An 18,260-nucleotide genomic window follows, 5' to 3' on the forward strand; every position below is an offset into this window, starting at 1 on the left:
TGAGAGCAGAGATAGCGCTGATGTCCGGCGGTGCTTTTGCCGTTACGCACCACCCCGTCAGTAGCTGAACAGGAGGGACAGCTGATAGAAACAGAAGCCACTGGAGCACCTCAAAAACACCATCATACACTAAATCAGTAAGTTGGCAGCATCACCAACCATTTTTGAGTAATAAATGAAACAACTGCAACGCTCTTATTATTTCTGGAAAACGCCTCGCAAAAACAAAACAACATGCAAAAATCCGCTTTTTTTAAATGATTTTCCGGCGTAATTTTCGCACATACATTAATGAGTAATATATGTAAGGTGGTGGTAATGGCGATGAATACGGTTTTTCTTCATTTATCAGAAGAGGCAATTAAACGGCTGAACAAGCTTCGGGGCTGGCGTAAGGTTTCACGATCTGCAATTTTACGCGAAGCGGTAGAGCAATATCTGGAGCGTCAGCAATTCCCGGTGCGTAAAGCAAAGGGTGGCAGGCAAAAGGGGGAGGTAGTTGGTGTTGATGATCAGTGTAAGGAGCATAAGGAATGACAAAAATTTTTCATTCTTGAATATAAAAAAACAGATGCCCTTATTCTGGTATTAATACAAGGCTGTTTTACTTGAACTTATAATAACTGCAACTGTTACATCATATCTGGAAAACGCCTCGCAAAAATAAAAAATGATGCGTAAATAAGCTTTCTTTAAAGATTCGGCAAGGGTACTTTTCTCTCCATAGATTCAAAAATGATATTGGCGAGATATTTATGAACTCTCTGGCAGGTATAGATATGGGCAGAATTTTACTCAATTTATCGAATGAGTTGTTTAAGCAACTTGATGATCTCGAGGTGCAGCGTAATCTTCCTCGTGCGGAGCTATTACGGGAAGCGGTAGATCAATACCTGGTAAATCAATCGCAAACAGCAAGAGCCAGTGCTTTTGGCATCTGGCAAGGGAGTGAGGAAGATGGTGTCGAATACCAGCGTAAGCTGCGCGAGGAATGGTAATGGCAAAAAGATTTGGCTATTTGATATCGATATCCTTATCGATTTTCTCAGTGTGAAAATTGAGGCAAAACAGGCACTGGCGGCATAGCTTGAGGTTGTAACGCGGAATACGAGAGATAGTGTCGTCACACCCTATGAGCTGTAATCCGGGCGACCAGCGCCACCCGGAAAACGTCAGAGATTACTCCCCTTCACCCGGGAACAGGAACGGGTTGATGGAACTGCGGGCGTAGCCTTCTTGCTCCATTCGCGCGTCCAGTACCAGAGAGGCGAGGTCATCTGCCACGGCTTCAACTTTCGGTTCTTTTTCCTGATAAAGAATCTTCAGGTAAGTGCCACAGTCATCGCAGCTTTCGGCTTTAATCGCGGCCTGTTCGTCATCCAGCGACCAGTAATGCAGTTTGCCGCTCTGTTCACAGTTGCTGCATTTTACGCGCACCACGTGCCATTCGGTTTCGCACAGGTTGCAGTGCAGGTAACGCAGACCCTGAGTGGTGCCAATTTGCACCATGCTGGACACCGGCATAGAGCCACAAACCGGGCAATATTGACGTTGTTCGCCATATTCAGCGCGGGCTTTGCCGGGGATCAGATTAGCCATCTGCGCCCAGTAGAGCGACAGTGCAGCCCAGATAAACGGCGCTTTATCGCTGCTGACGGACGAGAAATCAGAGGCAAACAGTGCGCTGGCCATATCTTCCAGCTCCTGAGTCGATGCCTTCTCCAGATTCTCAATCACTGCCAGCGCCGGGCCGCTCATTTCAGGTTTCAGCTCAGCAATCAGCGCCATCAGCAGCTTTTGCCAGTGCTTATCACGCGGCAGAACGTGAATATCCAGCGGGGGCTTGCCTTGTGCGCTGGCTTCTTTAATGCGCGTGGTCAGATCCATCTCCAGCGGATGGTCGTACAGCACCACTTCCTGGGCGTGGGCGATAAGCGCAGCAAAGCGCAGGTAATCACCCAGCGGATTATTTTCTGCCAGCTCGCGCAGACGCTCGGCGCGGCGGTTGTATAAATTCTTGAGCCGAGGGAACAATAACGGCGGAATCATATCCGCCGTACGTTTCTCGCTCGAACCCAGCTCATCTTGCGGGATTATGCGAATACTCATTCAGCTTTCTTTTCCGTTGTCTTGCGGACCTCACGGTACCAGCGCGGGTGATGTTTCTTCGCCCAGGCGCTGGTAACCCATCCTTCCACCATGGCGGTAATCGTGCCTTTCACCCAAAGGGCGGCGTAGATATGCACCATGATAACCACAATTAACGCCACTGCGGCAAATGAATGCAGCATTAACGCGAATCGGATCACCGGGATTGAGAAAGCAGGCGCAAAATAAGGACGCCAGATAATCACGCCGCTCACCAGCAGCAGAACCAGGAAAATAATCGCCGCCCAGAAAACGCATTTCTGACCGAAGTTATAACGCCCGGTGTCACCTACTTCCTCGTTGACGACGATCTTACGAATATTCTTCGCCCAAAAGATATCATCCCGATTGATTAGGTTGTGATGCCAGTAACGGAAAAACATGATGATGAACGAGGCAAACATAACCACGCCGACAAACGGGTGCAGAATTCGCGCCAGCTGCGGTGTGCCCATGATTTGCATCAACCAGTTGAAGGACGGGAACAAAAAGCCCAGCCCGCTCACCGCCGCCAGGATGAAGCAGAAGGCGGTGATCCAGTGGTTGATACGTTCCGGCGCGGTGTAGCGCACGATGGTGTCACGTCGTTTCATTTGCGCTCCTCGTCTTTCTCTTCGTGCAGATTATTCTCTTCCTCATCCGCACGGTTCGGACCGACACCCACGTAGTGGAAGATACTGGCTGCGAAGGTAGCCGCAAAGCCAACAGCTGCGAGCGGTTTCCAGATGCCTTTCCAGAATTTCACGGTTTCGCTGATTTCCGGGTTCTCCGGCAAGCCATGATACAGATTTGGCTTGTCAGCATGGTGCAGCACGTACATAACGTGTGTACCACCAACGCCTGCCGGATCGTACAGACCCGCATTGTCGTAACCGCGAGTTTTCAGCTCCGCCACGCGCTCGCTCGCCAGCGTTTTCATCGACTCTTTCGTACCGAAGTGAATCGCGCCCGTTGGGCAGGTCTTCACGCAGGCCGGTTCTTGCCCAACCACCACGCGGTCAACGCACAGCGTACATTTGTAGACGCGGTTGTCTTCCGGGTTGAGGCGCGGAATGTCGAACGGACAGCCCGCAATGCAATAACCGCAGCCGATGCACTGCTCGGACTGGAAGTCGACGATACCGTTGGCATACTGAATAATTGCTCCTTCCGCCGGGCACGCTTTCAGGCAGCCTGGATCGGAACAGTGCATACAGCCGTCTTTGCGGATCAGCCATTCCAGTTTGTCGTTCTGTTCCACTTCCGAGAAGCGCATCACCGTCCACGATTTGGCACTTAAATCATTGGGGTTGTCGTACACCCCAATGTTATTGCCGACGGTATCGCGAATGTCGTTCCACTCTGAACACGCCACCTGACAGGCTTTACAGCCGATACAGGTGGTGACGTCGATGAGTTTCGCCACTTCTTCCTGGAAGTCCCGCGCCTGAGGCGCGGGGGTCAGACCGTTAGTCGCGGAACGACGAATGATATCTTGAGATTGATAAGCCATATGTCGTCTCCGTTACACCTTTTCCACATTCACAAGGAAGGACTTAAACTCTGGCGTCTGCGTGTTCGCATCACCAACGAATGGTGTTAACGTATTGGCAATAAAGCCTTTTTTCGCAACACCTTCATAGCCCCAGTGAATCGGAATACCGATGGTATCGATATCTTTGCCGTTCGCTTTCAGCGTGCGAATACGTTTGGTCACCACCGCTTTGGCTTTGATATAGCCACGGTTGGAGGAGACTTTCACGGTATCGCCCTGGGCAATGCCAAGTTTATTCGCCAGCGACTCACCGATTTCCACAAACTGCTCTGGTTGCAAAATCGCGTTCAACAGCGCGTGTTTGGTCCAGTAGTGGAAGTGCTCGGTCAGACGATAGGTGGTTCCGACATACGGGAACTTATCGGCTTTACCCAATGCTTCGGCGTCGTCTTTAAAGATACGTGCAGCCGGGTTCGAGATAACGTTTGGATGCAGCGGGTTAGTCCCCAGCGGCGTTTCAAACGGCTCGTAGTGTTCCGGGAACGGACCTTCCGCCATCTTATCGAGGGCAAACAGACGCCCCATGCCTTCCTGCTGCATGATAAACGGCCCGACGCCACTGCCCGGAGGCGCTGCGCTGTAGTCCGGAATATCCCAGCCGGTCCACTTGGTGCCGTCCCATTTCAGCAACTGACGCTTCGGATCCCACGGGTTACCCTGCGGATCTGCGGAGGCGCGGTTATACAGAATACGGCGGTTAAGCGGCCATGCCCATGCCCAGCCCAGCGTGTTACCGAGGCCAGACGGATCGGCGTTATCACGGCGTGCCATCTGGTTGCCCTCTGGCGTCCAGCTACCGGCGAAAATCCAGCAGCCACAGGAGGTTGTACCGTCATCGCGCAGTTGGGCGAACGAGCTAAGTTGTTGGCCTTTCTTGACGATAACCGCACCGGTTGCCGGATCGGTAATATCGGCCAGCGCCTTACCGTTACTCTCCATCGCCACTTCTTCTGAAGATGGCTCATGCGGAATGGCGTAGTTCCAGGTCATGTTCAGCACCTGGTCCGGGTTCGCGCCACCCTGTTCGGCATACATCTTGCGCAAGCGCAGGAAGATACCGGAGAGGATCTCGCCGTCAGTCAGCGCAATCCCCGGGGCGTCCGCACCTTTCCAGTGCCACTGCAACCAGCGACCAGAGTTGACGATTGAACCGTTCTCTTCCGCGAAGCAGGTCGATGGCAGACGGAACACTTCGGTCTGGATCTTCGACGAGTCAACTTCGTTCAGTTCACCGTGGTTCTGCCAGAAGTTAGAGGTTTCAGTGTTCAGCGGGTCGATGGTCACGAGGAACTTCAGTTTCGACAGACAGCCGATCACTTTGTTTTTGTTCGGGAATGAGGCAACCGGGTTAAAGCCCTGGCAGATATAGCCATTGACTTTGCCCTCTTTCATCATCTCGAAGTATTGCAGGACGTCGTAGCCTTTATCCCACTTCGGCAACCAGTCAAAGCCCCAGCTGTTTTCTGCCGTCGCTTTATCACCAAAGAAGGCCTTCATCATGGAGACGAAGAATTTCGGGTAATTGCCCCAGTAGTTAACCTGGCCTTCCAGCAGCGGTTTCGGCGTGTTGGCGGCAAGGTAGGTTTGCAGATCGGTCTGCTTCTCGCTTGGCAGCGTCATGTAACCTGGCAGGCTCTGCGACAGCAGCCCCAGGTCGGTCAGCCCCTGAATATTGGAGTGACCGCGCAGGGCGTTAACGCCGCCGCCAGCCATCCCCATATTGCCGAGCAGCAGCTGGATCATCGCCATCGTACGAATGTTTTGCGCACCAATGGAGTGTTGCGTCCAGCCGAGGGCATAGAGGAACGACGCTGTTTTATCGTGAGCACTGGTTTCGGCGATGTATTCGCAGACTTTCAGGAACGCGTCTTTTGGCGTACCGCAGATGTTTTCAACCACATCTGGCGTATAACGGGAAACGTGCTGTTTCAGCAAGTTCCACACGCAACGCGGATGTTGCAGCGTGGTATCGCGTTTGGCGAAGCCGTTTTCGTCCAGTTCGTAAGTCCAGGAGGATTTATCGTACTTGCGTTTTTCCGCGTCGTAGCCGGTGAACAGGCCATCTTCAAAGCCGTAATCCTCACGCACGATCAGGCTGGCGTTGGTATAGGCTTCGGTGTATTCGCGGTTGAATTTTTCATTGTTCAGCAGGTACAGCAATACGCCTGACAGGAAAGCAATGTCAGTCCCGGAACGAATAGGGGCATAGTAGTCAGCCACCGCCGCCGTACGCGTAAAGCGAGGATCGATCACAATCAGCTTCGCGCCGTTGTGAATTTTGGCTTCCATCGCCCAGCGGAACCCGACCGGGTGAGCTTCAGCGGCATTACCGCCCATCACCACGACGAGGTTGGCGTTCTTGATGTCGACCCAGTGGTTGGTCATCGCACCGCGACCAAATGTTGGAGCAAGACTTGCTACCGTTGGTCCGTGTCAGACACGCGCCTGGTTGTCGACCGCGAGCATCCCCAGCGCGCGGGAGAATTTTTGCGTTAAATAGCCGGTTTCGTTACTCGACGCGGAAGCACACAGCATCCCGGTGGAGAGCCAGCGGTTAACAGTCACGCCTTCGGCGTTTTGCGCAATGTAGTTAGCATCGCGGTCTTCTTTCATCAGTTTGGCGATGCGATCAAACGCCTCTTCCCAACTGATTTGCTGCCATTTATCAGAACCTGGCGCACGGTATTCCGGAAACTTCAGACGGCTTTCGGAGTGGATGAAATCCACCAGGCCAGCGCCTTTCGGACAAAGTGCACCGCGGTTGACCGGGTGATCCGGATCGCCTTCGATATGGAAGATAGATGCTTTGGCGTTTTTTGCTCCGTCACCGAGGCTGTACATCAACAGCCCACAGCCTACGGAACAATAGGTGCAGGTATTACGGGTTTCGCGGGTGCGCAGCAGTTTATACTGCCGGGTTTCCGCGAGTGCTACGCTGGGTGCAAAACCCAGTGCCGCTGCCGTGGTGCCTGCCATACCGCCAGCGCAGATCTTAAAGAACTGCCTTCTGCTGACCTGCATGGATTGCTCCTTGTTTCGACATTGTCACGTCCCATTTACATTCGCTTGCTGCGTGTGCAGGGAGTGGGAGTTATTTTTCTTTGCGGAAGGGGCCGCAAAGGTCCAGAATTGGCTCAATTTCCCTCCATCCAGGAAGGGTTTGTAACAGAATACCATAATGTTGGTGTGTGTGTTCTTATCTGGTTAAGAGAAAGTGAAAAAAACACAGCAAAAAGAAATCGAAAATGTGACAAATATCACAGGTGTTCGTCAAATTGAGTTATGGCGGCGTGATGATTTACAACACCCACGGTTAGATGAGGTCGCGGAAGAAGTTCCCGTTGCGCTGGTCTACAACGGCATTTCGCATGTGGTGATGATGGCGTCGCCCAAAGACCTTGAGTACTTTGCGCTCGGTTTTTCGCTTTCCGAGGGGATTATCGAAAGTCCGCGCGATATCTTCGGTATGGATGTCGTTCCTTCCTGTAATGGTCTGGAAGTGCAAATTGAGCTTTCCAGCCGCCGCTTTATGGGGTTGAAGGAGCGCCGCCGGGCGCTGGCGGGACGTACGGGCTGTGGCGTATGCGGTGTAGAACAGCTTAACGATATCGGTAAACCGGTGCAGCCGCTGCCGTTCACCCAGACGTTTGATCTCAACAAACTGGATGATGCATTACGTCATCTCAATGATTTCCAGCCAGTGGGGCAACTGACTGGTTGTACACACGCCGCTGCCTGGATGTTGCCATCTGGCGAACTGGTCGGCGGGCATGAAGACGTGGGTCGCCATGTGGCGCTGGACAAACTGTTAGGCCGCCGGTCACAAGAAGGGGAAAGCTGGCAGCAAGGTGCGGTGCTGGTTTCCAGTCGTGCCAGTTATGAAATGGTGCAAAAGTCGGCGATGTGTGGCGTAGAGATTTTGTTTGCGGTGTCTGCCGCGACCACACTTGCTGTAGAAGTGGCTGAACGCTGTAATTTGACGCTGGTGGGCTTTTGTAAACCGGGTCGGGCAACGGTTTATACCCATCCGCAGCGTTTGAGCAATTAATTAAAATAAGTCCTGCGATATATATTAAATTGCAGGACTTATTCATTTCGTGAATTTTATTATTTTATTTATAAACAAAATGCGTGTAGTGGCGTTAACGCCTGCGCTGCAACCTATTGATGGCGTGGCGGTAAGTTATATTGATGCTGCCGTGGCGTTGGGTAATACCATTAACGAAATGGATAAATATTACACCCAGGAAAATTATAAAGACGATGCGTTTGCGAAAGGGAAAACGCTGCACCAGACATTCTTAAAAAATCTTGAAGCCTTTGAACCTGTAGCAGAATCTTATCATGCGGCGATTCAGGAAATTAACGATAAGCGCCAGCTTGCGGAACTGAAAAATATTGAACAAAGAGAAGGGAAAACATTCCACTACTACTCTCTGGCAGTCATGATTTCAGCGAAACAAATTAATAACCTGATTTCGCAAGAGAAGTTTGATGTTGATGCGGCAATGAAGAAAGTCTCTGAACTGGAAACGCTGGTGGCGCAGGCCAAAGAAGCGGATAAAGGCGGTATGAATTTCTCGTTCATTAATTCGGCAGACCAGTATCAACTCGAGGCTAAAAAATATGTTCGCCGCATCAGAGATAAAGTCCTGTACTCTGACTGGGATAAAGAGCAACTTCAGGACGCAAACTCAAGCTGGATGGCCGAAGACTCATTTCCCGAGAACATTATGCGAGTACAACGAAATGGTCGATGAAATATTTCAGTCAATTGTAATCGCGGGGCGGGTTTGTGATGAGCGCGGATATGTCACGAAGTCGTGACAATATAAAGCAGAGTGAAGGATAAATTTTGTGAATAAAGTATCATTATTTAATGATTTTGTGAATGTTTAAATTTCTCAGATAATTTGTTTAAGCGTTATTTATATTTGTGGCTTATGAGTCAGCGTGAATTATATCTAATATTTTTTACGATATTTGGTTAAAAACGGCACTATTGTTATATTCCTCACGTTCCAGGAAATCAGCGGATTTACTCATATTATGCAGCGGGATACTATCCATCGGCCTGCTGAAGTTGGATTGAAAATTCGAAAGTGCACACCTTATATTTCTCTATATACGTATTCCTTTTGGAAAGCGTAGGGTCTCTTTTATTTCAGGGAACGTAAATAATGAAAAAATCGACATTATCTTTAGCCATCGGTTTATTATTGGCATGTAGTACCGGAATGGCAAAAACACAGCATTTAACGCTGGAACAACGCATGGCATTGCTGGAAGAACGCCTGGAAGCGGCAGAAATGCGGGCAGCAAAAGCAGAGAGCCAGGTTAAACAGCTGCAGACACAACAAGCCGCTGAGATCCGCGAAATTAAGGCTGCCCAGGGCAATACGCCGGTAAATGGACAGGCAACGGCGGAATCTGCAAAGAAAAATTCCACCTCACCTAATCTTTTGCTCTCAGGTTATGGCGATTTAAAAATCTACGGCGACGTAGAATTTAATATGGATGCAGAAAGTAATCATGGCCTGCTGGCAATGACCAACGCTGATGTGAATAGCGATCCCACTAATGAACAGTGGAATCTCAATGGTCGTATTCTGTTAGGTTTTGATGGTATGCGAAAACTGGATAATGGTTATTTCGCCGGGTTCTCCGCGCAACCGCTGGGGGACATGCACGGTTCAGTAAATATCGATGATGCGGTATTCTTCTTTGGCAAAGAAAACGACTGGAAGGTCAAAGTAGGCCGTTTCGAAGCCTACGATATGTTCCCGCTGAATCAGGATACCTTTGTTGAACATTCCGGTAATACTGCGAACGATCTTTATGACGATGGCAGCGGTTATATCTATATGATGAAAGAGGGCCGCGGGCGCTCTAACGCTGGCGGTAATTTTCTCGTCAGCAAACAACTTGATAACTGGTATTTTGAATTAAACACGTTACTTGAAGACGGAACATCTTTATATAATGACGGTAATTATCATGGACGCGATATGGAGCAGCAGAAAAATGTTGCTTATCTGCGTCCGGTAATTGCCTGGTCGCCGACGGAAGAATTTACCGTTTCCGCAGCGATGGAAGCGAACGTGGTAAATAATGCTTATGGTTATACCGATAGCAAGGGTAATTTTGTCGATCAGTCCGATCGTACCGGCTATGGTATGAGCATGACCTGGAATGGCCTGAAAACGGATCCGGAAAATGGCGTCGTGGTTAATCTTAATACCGCCTATTTAGATGCTAATAATGAGAAAGATTTCACTGCCGGGATTAACGCGCTGTGGAAACGTTTCGAGCTGGGTTATATCTACGCGCACAATAAGATTGATGAATTCAGCGGTGTAGTTTGTGATAACGACTGCTGGATTGATGATGAAGGGACGTACACCATTCACACCATTCATGCGTCTTATCAGTTCGCTAATGTGATGGATATGGAGAACTTTAATATTTACCTCGGGACGTATTACTCCATTCTGGATAGCGACGGTGATAAAAAACACGGTGATGATACTGATGACCGTTACGGCGCACGCGTTCGCTTTAAATACTTCTTCTGATGAAGGCGCGGTGCTGGATATTTTCCGGCACCGCAACTCATTAGGGCAGGTAAAACACTTCTTGCAGCTCGCTACTGACTGGGCTGTTATCCGGGTTAGCTGGCATAACGTCGGTCATATATTTCCACCAACGTTGGCAGATTTCAGTGCTGGCAACCGCATTCCACCGTTCTTCAGATTCAATCTCTACCGTGGCAAACAGCAGATTACGCGCTTTGTCGAGGTAAATGGCGTAGTTATGCGCACCGTGAGATTTCAACACTGCTTCCAGTTCCGGCCAGATTGGATTATGCCGACGCTGATACTCTTCGTGGGCGTCGGGGTTAACCTGCATGACAAAGGCTTTGCGGATCATGTTTGCTCCTTACAGCGCCAGCGCACTGGCGAGTGGTGTAACGCCGAAACGCTGGCCGAGTGCTATCAACTCTTCACGACTGATGGTCTGTTTCATGCCGCCCATCGAATAAACCTTCACTAATACTTGTGCTGATTTTTCTGCGGTGTCGATTAAACCGAATGTTTCATCCAGTGTCGGACCGCTGCCGAAGACGCCGTGGAAGGGCCACAACACCAGCGAATGTTTTTGCATTTCCTGTGCGGTCGCCTGGCCGATTTCGTCCGTGCCGGGCACCATCCACGGCAAAATGCCGACGCCATCCGGGAACACTACCAGACATTCGGTGCTGCCTTCCCACAGTTGGCGAGTGAAGACCGCGGTGTCGTTTTCCAGTACGTAGGTAAGGGCGATCAGGTTGGTGGCATGGCAGTGCATGATCACCCGATCTTTACCGTTGGTGGCTTTAATGCGTTCGCAATGAGAGAGGAAGTGCGCCGGAAGTTCAGAGGTTGGAACGGCTTCGTGAGTTAGCCCCCAGAGAATGTGGTAGCCCGCGCCGTCGCTGTCGACTTTTACGACGCCTAAGTTAGCCGCAGGATCAAGCTGGACGTTGCGGAAGAATTTGCCGGAGCCGGTGACAATAAACGGTGTATTTGCCAGTAAAGGCATGGGCTGGCTGAGCGGGATATAGCGCGGTTGTGCATGAAAGTTGTCGTGATAAGGCGCGATATCGGCGTCATCCAGGCGTAGCGTCAGGTTGCCGCCGTTGCGCTCGTCCCAGCCTTTCAGCCAGGCGTCGGTGGTGGCTTTAATCATTCCCTGGACAAACCAGGACTGAGTAATGTTTTGCATGTTCGGTGTTCCTGTAAATTCGGTGTTGTCGGATGCACGATCTGTCGGCCGAATAAGGCGCTCGCGCCGCATCCGGCAGTGTTTACCCACGCTGGCTCAAAATTTCTTTTTCATAAGCCCGCACGCTCTCCAGCCATTCGCTACCTGCTGGGGTATCGTGACGCTGACAATACATTTCCCACACCGCCTGCCACGGCAACGATTTCTGCTCTTCCAGCAGTGCCAGACGCGCACTGTAATCGCCCGCCGCTTCCAGCTTGCGCAGCTCAGCGGTAGGTTCCAGCAACGCACGCAGCAGGGCTTTTTTCATATTGCGTGTACCAATGACCCACGCAGCAATACGGTTGATAGAGGCATCAAAGAAGTCGAGGCCGATATGCACCCGGTCAAACAGATCGTGACGAACAATCTCACTGGCAATCGCCTGGGTTTCATCATCCAGCAGCACTACGTGATCGCTGTCCCAGCGAACCGGACGGCTGACGTGCAGTAGCAACTGCGGTACATACAGCATGGCGGCGGAAATCTTGTCGGAAATCACTTCAGTCGGGTGGAAATGCCCGGCGTCCAGGCACAGCGCCGTCTGGCGGCTGGTGGCATACCCCATGTAAAACTCATTGGAGCCAACCGTGTAGCTCTCCGCGCCAATACCAAACAATTTGCTCTCAACGGCGTCGATATGGTGCGCCGGATCCAGCTTCTCGCTGATCACCTCATCCAGTGCTGCCAGCAAACGCTGGCGCGGAGCGAGACGGTCAACGGTGATATCTTTCATGCCATCCGGGATCCAGATGTTCATCACCGATGGCGTGCCAAGTTGCTCGCCAAAATAGGCTGAAACACGGCGGCTGGCTTTGCAGTGATCAATCCAGAACTGGCGAATACTGTCGTCGGCATGGGAAAGCGTAAAGCCATCGGCGCTTAGCGGATGCGAAAAACAGGAGGGGTTAAAATCCAGACCGAGCTGATTGGCTTTCGCCCATTCAACCCAGTTTTTGAAGTGCTCTGGTTTGATCTGGTCGCGCGCGACGGGCGTATCGGATTCCAGATAGATGGCATGTAAATTAAGCCGTTTCGGCCCCGGAATCAGCCGCATAGCTTGTTCCAAATCGGCACGTAGCTCGCTGCCATTACGCGCTTTGCCCGGATAATTGCCAGTAGCCTGAATCCCCCCGGTCAGCGAACCTTCCGGGTTTTCAAAACCGGAAACATCATCGCCCTGCCAGCAGTGCATTGAAACGGGTAAACGATCAAGTTGGCGCAGCGCCTCCTCGACATCAATCCCCACCGCCGCGAAACGCTGTTTCGCCAGCTCCCAGGCCTGTTCCAGTTGAGTGGTCATGCGCAAAGCTCCTTTGTCTGTCGTGTAGAGTGAATCTGCGCCACATAGTGGGCAATTTCACTGTCAGGATTAGGGGTAAAGGTGGTCAGATTCGCGGTGGTGCTGACGACCTGACGGAAATCATCCACATTGTTGAGTTCATCCAGCGTCATTAACTGGATGCCGATATTGCCGAGCGTCGAGGCTTCAACAGGCCCGGCGATCACCCGAATACCGCAGGCATCAGCACATAACTGGTTGAGCAGCGCGTTCTGGCAGCCACCGCCGACAATATGCAGTTGCGAGAAATCTTCACCGCGTAGCTGCGCCAGTTCATGCAACACATCGGCATACAGCAGCGCCAGACTGTCGAAAATACAGCGCGCCAGTTCAGCATCACTTTCCGGGATCGGTTGCGCCGTTTCCCGACACGCAGCCTGAATTTCGCTGCACATCTCGTCAGGATTAATAAAGCGATCGTCATTGGGATTGATGGTGAAGCGGCAAGCCGGCAGTGCCTGTGTCGCGGCGATAAGCGCCGGAAGATCGTTGATTTGCCGCTCCTGAAGCACCCGCTGAAGCAGCCATAAGCCCATAATATTTTTCAGCACCCGATAGCGACCTTCCGCCCCGCCTTCGTTGGTGATATTGGCTGCCAGCGCCGTGTCATTGGTAAATGGCGTCTGGCTTTCGAAGCCCATCAATGACCAGGTGCCAGAAGAGAGATAAGCGGCGCGTGAACCGCTTAACGGCGAGGCGATAACCGCGCTGGCGGTATCATGGCTGGCAACGGCGACCACCGGAATCTCATTACCCTGCGGGCAAATCCAGTGACCTATGACATTACCCGGATGCGTCGGGCGACCAAACCAGGCTTTGTTGGCACCGCTCCACGCCAGTAGCGACTCGTCCCAGTCGTCGCTATTGATATTGACCAGTTGCGTGGTCGTGGCGTTGGTGTACTCCCAGTTCATCTCGCCGGTCAGGCGATAACTAAAGTAATCCGCCATCAGCAGAGCGTGAGCAATGTGTGGAATAAGTTCAGGTTGTTGCTCCGTCAGCGCACGCAACTGATAGATCGTATTGAAGGGTAGAAATTGTATGCCGCTACGCTGATAAATATCGCGTTTGCCGAGTTGCTGTTGTGCCTGCGCCATCAGGCCATTGGTGCGGCTATCGCGATAAGCAACGGGCAGGCCCACACGCTGACCCTGTTGGTCGAGCAGCACAAAGTCCACGCCCCAGGTATCAATCCCAATGCTATCGATACGAATCCCTTCCTCGCACACCTTGTTTAATCCAAGGCGAATGGCACTTTCCAGGCTATCCACATCCCAGGTGACATAACCGTTCTGGCTATGCAGCCCATTGTTAAAACGATGGATTTCACGCAGCGTCAGGCTGCGGCATTCACGCTCGTAACGCGCCAGCATCACGCGCCCACTGGATGCGCCGAGATCGACGGCGACACAATTGCGAAAGGTCATAATGTGATCCTGCTGAATTTCATTACGACCAGTCTAAAAAGCGCCTGACTTCGCGACCTTCTCGTTACTGACAGGAAAATGGGTCATTGGCAACCAGGGAAAGATGAACGTGATGATGTTCACAATTTGCTGAATTGTGGTGATGTGATGCTTACCGCATTTCCTGAAAATTCACGCTGTATCTTGAAAAATCAACGTTTTTTACGTGGTTTTCCGTCGAAAATTTAAGGTAAGAACCTGACCTCGTGGTTACTATTTCGCCGTGTTGACGACATCAGGAGGCCAGTATGACCGTATTACATAGTGTGGATTTTTTTCCGTCTGGTAACGCGTCCGTGGCGATAGAACCCCGGCTCCCGCAGGCGGATTTTCCTGAACATCATCATGATTTTCATGAAATTGTGATTGTCGAACATGGCACGGGTATTCATGTGTTTAATGGGCAGCCCTATACCATCACCGGTGGCACGGTCTGTTTCGTACGCGATCATGATCGGCATCTGTATGAACATACCGATAATCTGTGTCTGACCAATGTGCTGTATCGCTCGCCGGATCGATTTCAGTTTCTCGCCGGGCTGAATCAGTTGCTGCCACAAGAGCAGGATGGGCAGTATCCGTCTCACTGGCGCGTTAACCACAGCGTGTTGCAGCAGGTGCGACAGCTGGTTGCACAGATGGAACAGCAGGAAGAGGAAAATGATTTACCCTCGACCGCCAGTCGCGAGATCTTATTTATGCAATTACTGCTCTTGCTGCGTAAAAGCAGTTTGCAGGAGAACCTGGAAAACAGCGCGTCACGTCTCAACTTGCTTCTGGCCTGGCTGGAGGACCATTTTGCCGATGAGGTGAATTGGGATGCCGTGGCGGATCAATTTTCTCTTTCGCTGCGTACGCTACATCGGCAGCTTAAGCAGAAAACGGGACTGACGCCTCAGCGTTACCTGAACCGCCTGCGACTGATGAAAGCCCGACATCTGCTACGCCACAGCGAGGCCAGCGTTACTGACATCGCCTATCGCTGCGGATTCAGCGACAGTAACCACTTTTCGACGCTTTTTCGCCGAGAGTTTAACTGGTCACCGCGTGATATTCGTCAGGGACGGGATGGTTTTCTGCAATAACGCGAATCTTCTCAACGTATTTGTACGCCATATTGCGAATAATCAACTTCGTTCTCTGGCCGAGGTAGCCACGGTGGCGCATCAGTTAAAACTTCTCAAAGATGATTTTTTTGCCAGCGACCAGCAGGCAGTCGCTGTGGCTGACCGTTATCCGCAAGATGTCTTTGCCGAACATACACATGATTTTTGTGAGCTGGTGATTGTCTGGCGCGGTAATGGTCTGCATGTACTCAACGATCGCCCTTATCGCATTACCCGTGGCGATCTCTTTTACATTCATGCTGACGATAAACACTCCTACGCTTCCGTTAACGATCTGGTTTTGCAGAATATTATTTATTGCCCGGAGCGGCTGAAGCTGAATCTTGACTGGCAGAGGGCGATTCCGGGATTTAGCGCCAGCGCAGGGCAGCCACACTGGCGCTTAGGTAGCATGGGGATGGCACAGGCGCGGCAGATTATCGGTCAGCTTGAGCATGAAAGTAGTCAGCATGTGCCGTTTGCTAACGAAATGGCAGAGTTGCTGTTCGGGCAGTTGGTGATGTTGCTGAATCGCCATCGTTACACCAGTGATTCGTTGCCGCCAACATCCAGCGAAACGTTGCTGGATAAGCTGATTACCCGGCTGGCGGCCAGCCTGAAAAGTCCCTTTGCGCTGGATGAATTTTGTGATGAGGCATCGTGCAGTGAGCGCGTTTTGCGTCAGCAATTTCGCCAGCAGACTGGAATGACCATCAATCAATATCTGCGGCAGGTCAGAGTGTGTCATGCGCAATATCTTCTCCAGCATAGCCGCCTGTTAATCAGTGATATTTCAACCGAATGTGGCTTTGAAGATAGTAACTATTTTTCGGTGGTGTTTACCCGGGAAACCGGGATGACGCCCAGCCAGTGGCGTCATCTCAATTCGCAGAAAGATTAATTCGCCATGCCCATGCCGACGATGTTGGCGGCAACAATAATCACCACACAACCGAGGCTCAACACCGTTACCGGACGGCGACCTGCATTGTTCCACTCTTTCAGCACCAGCCCGACGATACCGCCGCACAATACATAGAAGCTCATATGCAGCATCCAGCTGATGTAGTCATACTGCGCCGGAATACGCGCGTGGCCCCAGGCATAGAAAAAGAATTGCAGATACCACATCAACCCGCCCAGTGCTGAGAGTAACACATTGTGAAAGATCAGCGGTTTTGCCAGCGAGAAGTCGGCTTTTAGCGACAAATCCTTCACTTTTGCCAGACGAATGAAGCAGAAACCGAGGTTGATGATCGCGCCGCCGCCCATGATGACAACATAGCTTGGCAGAGCGACATACAGTGGATCGACGCCCAGTGCAGCAGCGGCTTCATGCATCGGTTTTGCGGCGTTCATCGCAAAGGACATCCCGGCAGAGAAAATGCCGCACATCACCGCCAGCACCAGCCCTTTTTTCAGGTTGAACTCTTCGGCTTTAATGCCCATCTTGCGCTCTTTCAACTGCCCGGCGCGAGTCACAATCCCTACACCAATCAGCGCCACCAGAACGCCGAGCAATGTCATGCGTCCACCTTCGGTATTGATCAACACATCGAAATTGCCGTTGATAATTGGCGTCATCAGCGTACCAACAATCAACGTGATACCAATGGCGATACCAATCCCCATCGACATGCCGAGATAACGCATGGTCAGGCCGTAGTTGATATTACCGATCCCCCACATAGCGCCGAACAGAAAAACAGGCAGCAGTGTAGAGAGACTAAACGAGCTGTAATACGCCCAAAAATTCGGTAGTAACAGGGCGCTGATGGCCCACGGCAGAATAATCCACGAAACAATCCCACCGACTGACCACATGGTTTCCCATGACCATTTTTTTACTTTTTTGAACGGAGCGTAAAAACAGGCTGCACTGGCCGCGCCGATCAAATGCCAAAATATCCCCATCGTAATCGCGTTACTCATCTTCTTATCCTCATCATTTTTCGTCGCGTCACATCTCCGACGAGATGAGTGTAAAAATCGTGCTGTCGATTAACCTTTCGCCTGTTGCCGCCGTTGTCGATTTGCTGGCAATCACGGCATTAAGTGGGTGATTTGCTTCACATCTCGGGCATTTTCCTGCAAAACCATACCCTTACGAAAAGTACGGCATTGATAATCATTTTCAATATCATTTAATTAACTATAATGAACCAACTGCTTACGCGGCATTAACAATCGGCCGCCCGACAATACTGGAGATGAATATGAGCTATACCCTGCCATCCCTGCCGTATGCTTACGATGCCCTGGAACCGCACTTCGATAAGCAGACCATGGAAATCCACCACACCAAACACCATCAGACCTACGTCAACAACGCCAATGCGGCGCTGGAAAGCCTGCCAGAATTTGCCAACCTGCCGGTTGAAGAGCTGATCACCAAACTGGACCAGCTGCCAGCAGACAAGAAAACCGTACTGCGCAACAACGCTGGCGGTCACGCTAACCACAGCCTGTTCTGGAAAGGTCTGAAAAAAGGCACCACCTTACAGGGTGACCTGAAAGCGGCTATCGAACGTGACTTCGGCTCCGTTGATAACTTCAAAGCAGAATTTGAGAAAGCGGCAGCTTCCCGCTTTGGTTCCGGCTGGGCATGGCTGGTGCTGAAAGGCGATAAACTGGCGGTGGTTTCTACTGCTAACCAGGACTCCCCGCTGATGGGTGAAGCTATTTCTGGCGCTTCCGGCTTCCCGATTCTGGGCCTGGATGTGTGGGAACATGCTTACTACCTGAAATTCCAGAACCGCCGTCCGGACTACATCAAAGAGTTCTGGAACGTGGTGAACTGGGATGAAGCAGCGGCACGTTTCGCGGCGAAAAAATAATCATTTGCCGCCTGCTGCAATGAG

The 18,260-nt window shown here is 51.3% G+C and carries 17 protein-coding genes and 1 pseudogene; 8 read left to right on the top strand and 10 right to left on the bottom strand.

All coding sequences use genetic code 11. The features are described 5' to 3' along the window. On the bottom strand, window positions 1–101 hold a 101-nt coding region (locus G434_RS27930; protein WP_001413871.1), incomplete at its 3' end, for an IS1 family transposase. A gap of 217 nt (window positions 102–318) precedes the next feature. On the opposite strand from G434_RS27930, the gene G434_RS08820 reads away from it, so the two are divergent. Then, entirely contained in the window at window positions 319–537 is a 219-nt protein-coding gene (locus G434_RS08820; RefSeq protein WP_001295676.1) for a ribbon-helix-helix domain-containing protein, read from the top strand. Between the two features lie 218 nt (window positions 538–755). Then, window positions 756–998 (top strand): ribbon-helix-helix domain-containing protein, encoded by a 243-nt coding sequence (locus G434_RS08815; RefSeq protein WP_001309881.1) that lies wholly within the window; start codon window positions 756–758, stop codon window positions 996–998. Between the two features lie 181 nt (window positions 999–1,179). Here G434_RS08815 and fdhE read toward each other — a convergent pair whose 3' ends face one another. The 4 genes from fdhE to fdnG are packed head-to-tail and all read right to left on the bottom strand — an operon-like array spanning window position 1,180 to window position 6,703. After that, complete coding sequence (fdhE, locus tag G434_RS08810; RefSeq protein ID WP_000027720.1) at window positions 1,180–2,109, bottom strand: formate dehydrogenase accessory protein FdhE; 930 nt, start codon at window positions 2,107–2,109, stop codon at window positions 1,180–1,182. After that, on the bottom strand, window positions 2,106–2,741 hold the full coding sequence (gene fdoI, locus G434_RS08805; RefSeq protein ID WP_000829013.1) for a formate dehydrogenase cytochrome b556 subunit: 636 nt from the start codon (window positions 2,739–2,741) through the stop codon (window positions 2,106–2,108). The genes fdhE and fdoI overlap by 4 nt, the downstream gene beginning before the upstream one ends. Beyond that, window positions 2,738–3,640 carry a formate dehydrogenase O subunit beta gene (fdoH, locus tag G434_RS08800; protein ID WP_000331377.1) on the bottom strand — a complete coding sequence of 301 codons (903 nt, stop codon included), beginning with the start codon at window positions 3,638–3,640 and terminating at the stop codon, window positions 2,738–2,740. The genes fdoI and fdoH overlap by 4 nt, the downstream gene beginning before the upstream one ends. Before the next feature lie 12 nt (window positions 3,641–3,652). Next, on the bottom strand, window positions 3,653–6,703 hold the full coding sequence (gene fdnG, locus G434_RS08795) for a formate dehydrogenase-N subunit alpha (protein ID WP_012602895.1): 3,051 nt from the start codon (window positions 6,701–6,703) through the stop codon (window positions 3,653–3,655). Window positions 6,704–6,896: 193 nt separating this feature from the next. Here fdnG and fdhD point away from each other — a divergent pair, with 193 nt between their 5' ends. From fdhD to G434_RS08775, 3 genes and pseudogenes are all read left to right on the top strand, one after another. Further along, window positions 6,897–7,730: a formate dehydrogenase accessory sulfurtransferase FdhD gene (gene fdhD / locus G434_RS08785; RefSeq protein WP_000753589.1), complete on the top strand. Its 834-nt coding sequence runs from the start codon at window positions 6,897–6,899 to the stop codon at window positions 7,728–7,730. Window positions 7,731–7,818: 88 nt separating this feature from the next. Further along, a pseudogene (locus G434_RS08780) lies at window positions 7,819–8,509 on the top strand (YiiG family protein); the annotation flags it as partial. Between the two features lie 353 nt (window positions 8,510–8,862). Then, on the top strand, window positions 8,863–10,257 hold the full coding sequence (locus tag G434_RS08775; RefSeq protein WP_000749944.1) for a carbohydrate porin: 1,395 nt from the start codon (window positions 8,863–8,865) through the stop codon (window positions 10,255–10,257). Window positions 10,258–10,297: 40 nt separating this feature from the next. On the opposite strand, the gene rhaM is transcribed toward G434_RS08775, so the two are convergent. The 4 genes from rhaM to rhaB all read right to left on the bottom strand — a co-directional run bounded on the left by rhaM (window position 10,298) and on the right by rhaB (window position 14,254). Then, window positions 10,298–10,612, bottom strand: coding sequence for an L-rhamnose mutarotase (gene rhaM / locus G434_RS08770; protein WP_000619508.1), 315 nt, complete (start codon window positions 10,610–10,612; stop codon window positions 10,298–10,300). A 9-nt stretch (window positions 10,613–10,621) separates the two neighbouring features. Further along, window positions 10,622–11,446 (bottom strand): rhamnulose-1-phosphate aldolase, encoded by an 825-nt coding sequence (rhaD, locus tag G434_RS08765; RefSeq protein ID WP_001179732.1) that lies wholly within the window; start codon window positions 11,444–11,446, stop codon window positions 10,622–10,624. A gap of 82 nt (window positions 11,447–11,528) precedes the next feature. Next, window positions 11,529–12,788 carry an L-rhamnose isomerase gene (gene rhaA, locus G434_RS08760; protein WP_001309886.1) on the bottom strand — a complete coding sequence of 420 codons (1,260 nt, stop codon included), beginning with the start codon at window positions 12,786–12,788 and terminating at the stop codon, window positions 11,529–11,531. After that, window positions 12,785–14,254, bottom strand: a complete 1,470-nt coding sequence (gene rhaB / locus G434_RS08755) for a rhamnulokinase (protein WP_000144068.1) — start codon at window positions 14,252–14,254, stop codon at window positions 12,785–12,787. The genes rhaA and rhaB overlap by 4 nt, the downstream gene beginning before the upstream one ends. 287 nt (window positions 14,255–14,541) lie before the next feature. Between rhaB and rhaS the strand changes: the two genes are divergently transcribed. Together rhaS and rhaR are read left to right on the top strand one after the other, a co-directional pair. Further along, window positions 14,542–15,378, top strand: a complete 837-nt coding sequence (gene rhaS, locus G434_RS08750) for an HTH-type transcriptional activator RhaS (protein WP_000217149.1) — start codon at window positions 14,542–14,544, stop codon at window positions 15,376–15,378. A gap of 73 nt (window positions 15,379–15,451) precedes the next feature. Then, on the top strand, window positions 15,452–16,300 hold the full coding sequence (rhaR, locus tag G434_RS08745; RefSeq protein ID WP_001309887.1) for an HTH-type transcriptional activator RhaR: 849 nt from the start codon (window positions 15,452–15,454) through the stop codon (window positions 16,298–16,300). Here the strand turns inward: rhaR and rhaT are convergent. After that, window positions 16,297–17,331: an L-rhamnose/proton symporter RhaT gene (gene rhaT, locus G434_RS08740; RefSeq protein WP_000063505.1), complete on the bottom strand. Its 1,035-nt coding sequence runs from the start codon at window positions 17,329–17,331 to the stop codon at window positions 16,297–16,299. The two genes, rhaR and rhaT, sit on opposite strands and share 4 nt — an antisense overlap. 284 nt (window positions 17,332–17,615) lie before the next feature. Between rhaT and sodA the strand changes: the two genes are divergently transcribed. Next, window positions 17,616–18,236 carry a superoxide dismutase [Mn] gene (gene sodA / locus G434_RS08735; protein ID WP_001297064.1) on the top strand — a complete coding sequence of 207 codons (621 nt, stop codon included), beginning with the start codon at window positions 17,616–17,618 and terminating at the stop codon, window positions 18,234–18,236. Window positions 18,237–18,260: the final 24 nt, after the last annotated feature.

It is taken from the genome of Escherichia sp. KTE172 (assembly GCF_000408845.1).
Lineage (GTDB): Bacteria > Pseudomonadota > Gammaproteobacteria > Enterobacterales > Enterobacteriaceae > Escherichia > Escherichia coli.

Bases quoted from the DNA above. Each gene is read 5' to 3' on its own strand.
- G434_RS08820 (WP_001295676.1), top strand. From the start codon at position 319: ATGGCGATGAATACGGTTTTTCTTCATTTATCAGAAGAGGCAATTAAA.
- G434_RS08815 (WP_001309881.1), top strand. From the start codon at position 756: ATGAACTCTCTGGCAGGTATAGATATGGGCAGAATTTTACTCAATTTA.
- fdhE (WP_000027720.1), bottom strand. From the start codon at position 2,109: ATGAGTATTCGCATAATCCCGCAAGATGAGCTGGGTTCGAGCGAGAAA.
- fdoI (WP_000829013.1), bottom strand. From the start codon at position 2,741: ATGAAACGACGTGACACCATCGTGCGCTACACCGCGCCGGAACGTATC.
- fdoH (WP_000331377.1), bottom strand. From the start codon at position 3,640: ATGGCTTATCAATCTCAAGATATCATTCGTCGTTCCGCGACTAACGGT.
- G434_RS08775 (WP_000749944.1), top strand. From the start codon at position 8,863: ATGAAAAAATCGACATTATCTTTAGCCATCGGTTTATTATTGGCATGT.
- rhaM (WP_000619508.1), bottom strand. From the start codon at position 10,612: ATGATCCGCAAAGCCTTTGTCATGCAGGTTAACCCCGACGCCCACGAA.
- rhaD (WP_001179732.1), bottom strand. From the start codon at position 11,446: ATGCAAAACATTACTCAGTCCTGGTTTGTCCAGGGAATGATTAAAGCC.
- rhaA (WP_001309886.1), bottom strand. From the start codon at position 12,788: ATGACCACTCAACTGGAACAGGCCTGGGAGCTGGCGAAACAGCGTTTC.
- rhaB (WP_000144068.1), bottom strand. From the start codon at position 14,254: ATGACCTTTCGCAATTGTGTCGCCGTCGATCTCGGCGCATCCAGTGGG.
- rhaS (WP_000217149.1), top strand. From the start codon at position 14,542: ATGACCGTATTACATAGTGTGGATTTTTTTCCGTCTGGTAACGCGTCC.
- rhaT (WP_000063505.1), bottom strand. From the start codon at position 17,331: ATGAGTAACGCGATTACGATGGGGATATTTTGGCATTTGATCGGCGCG.
- sodA (WP_001297064.1), top strand. From the start codon at position 17,616: ATGAGCTATACCCTGCCATCCCTGCCGTATGCTTACGATGCCCTGGAA.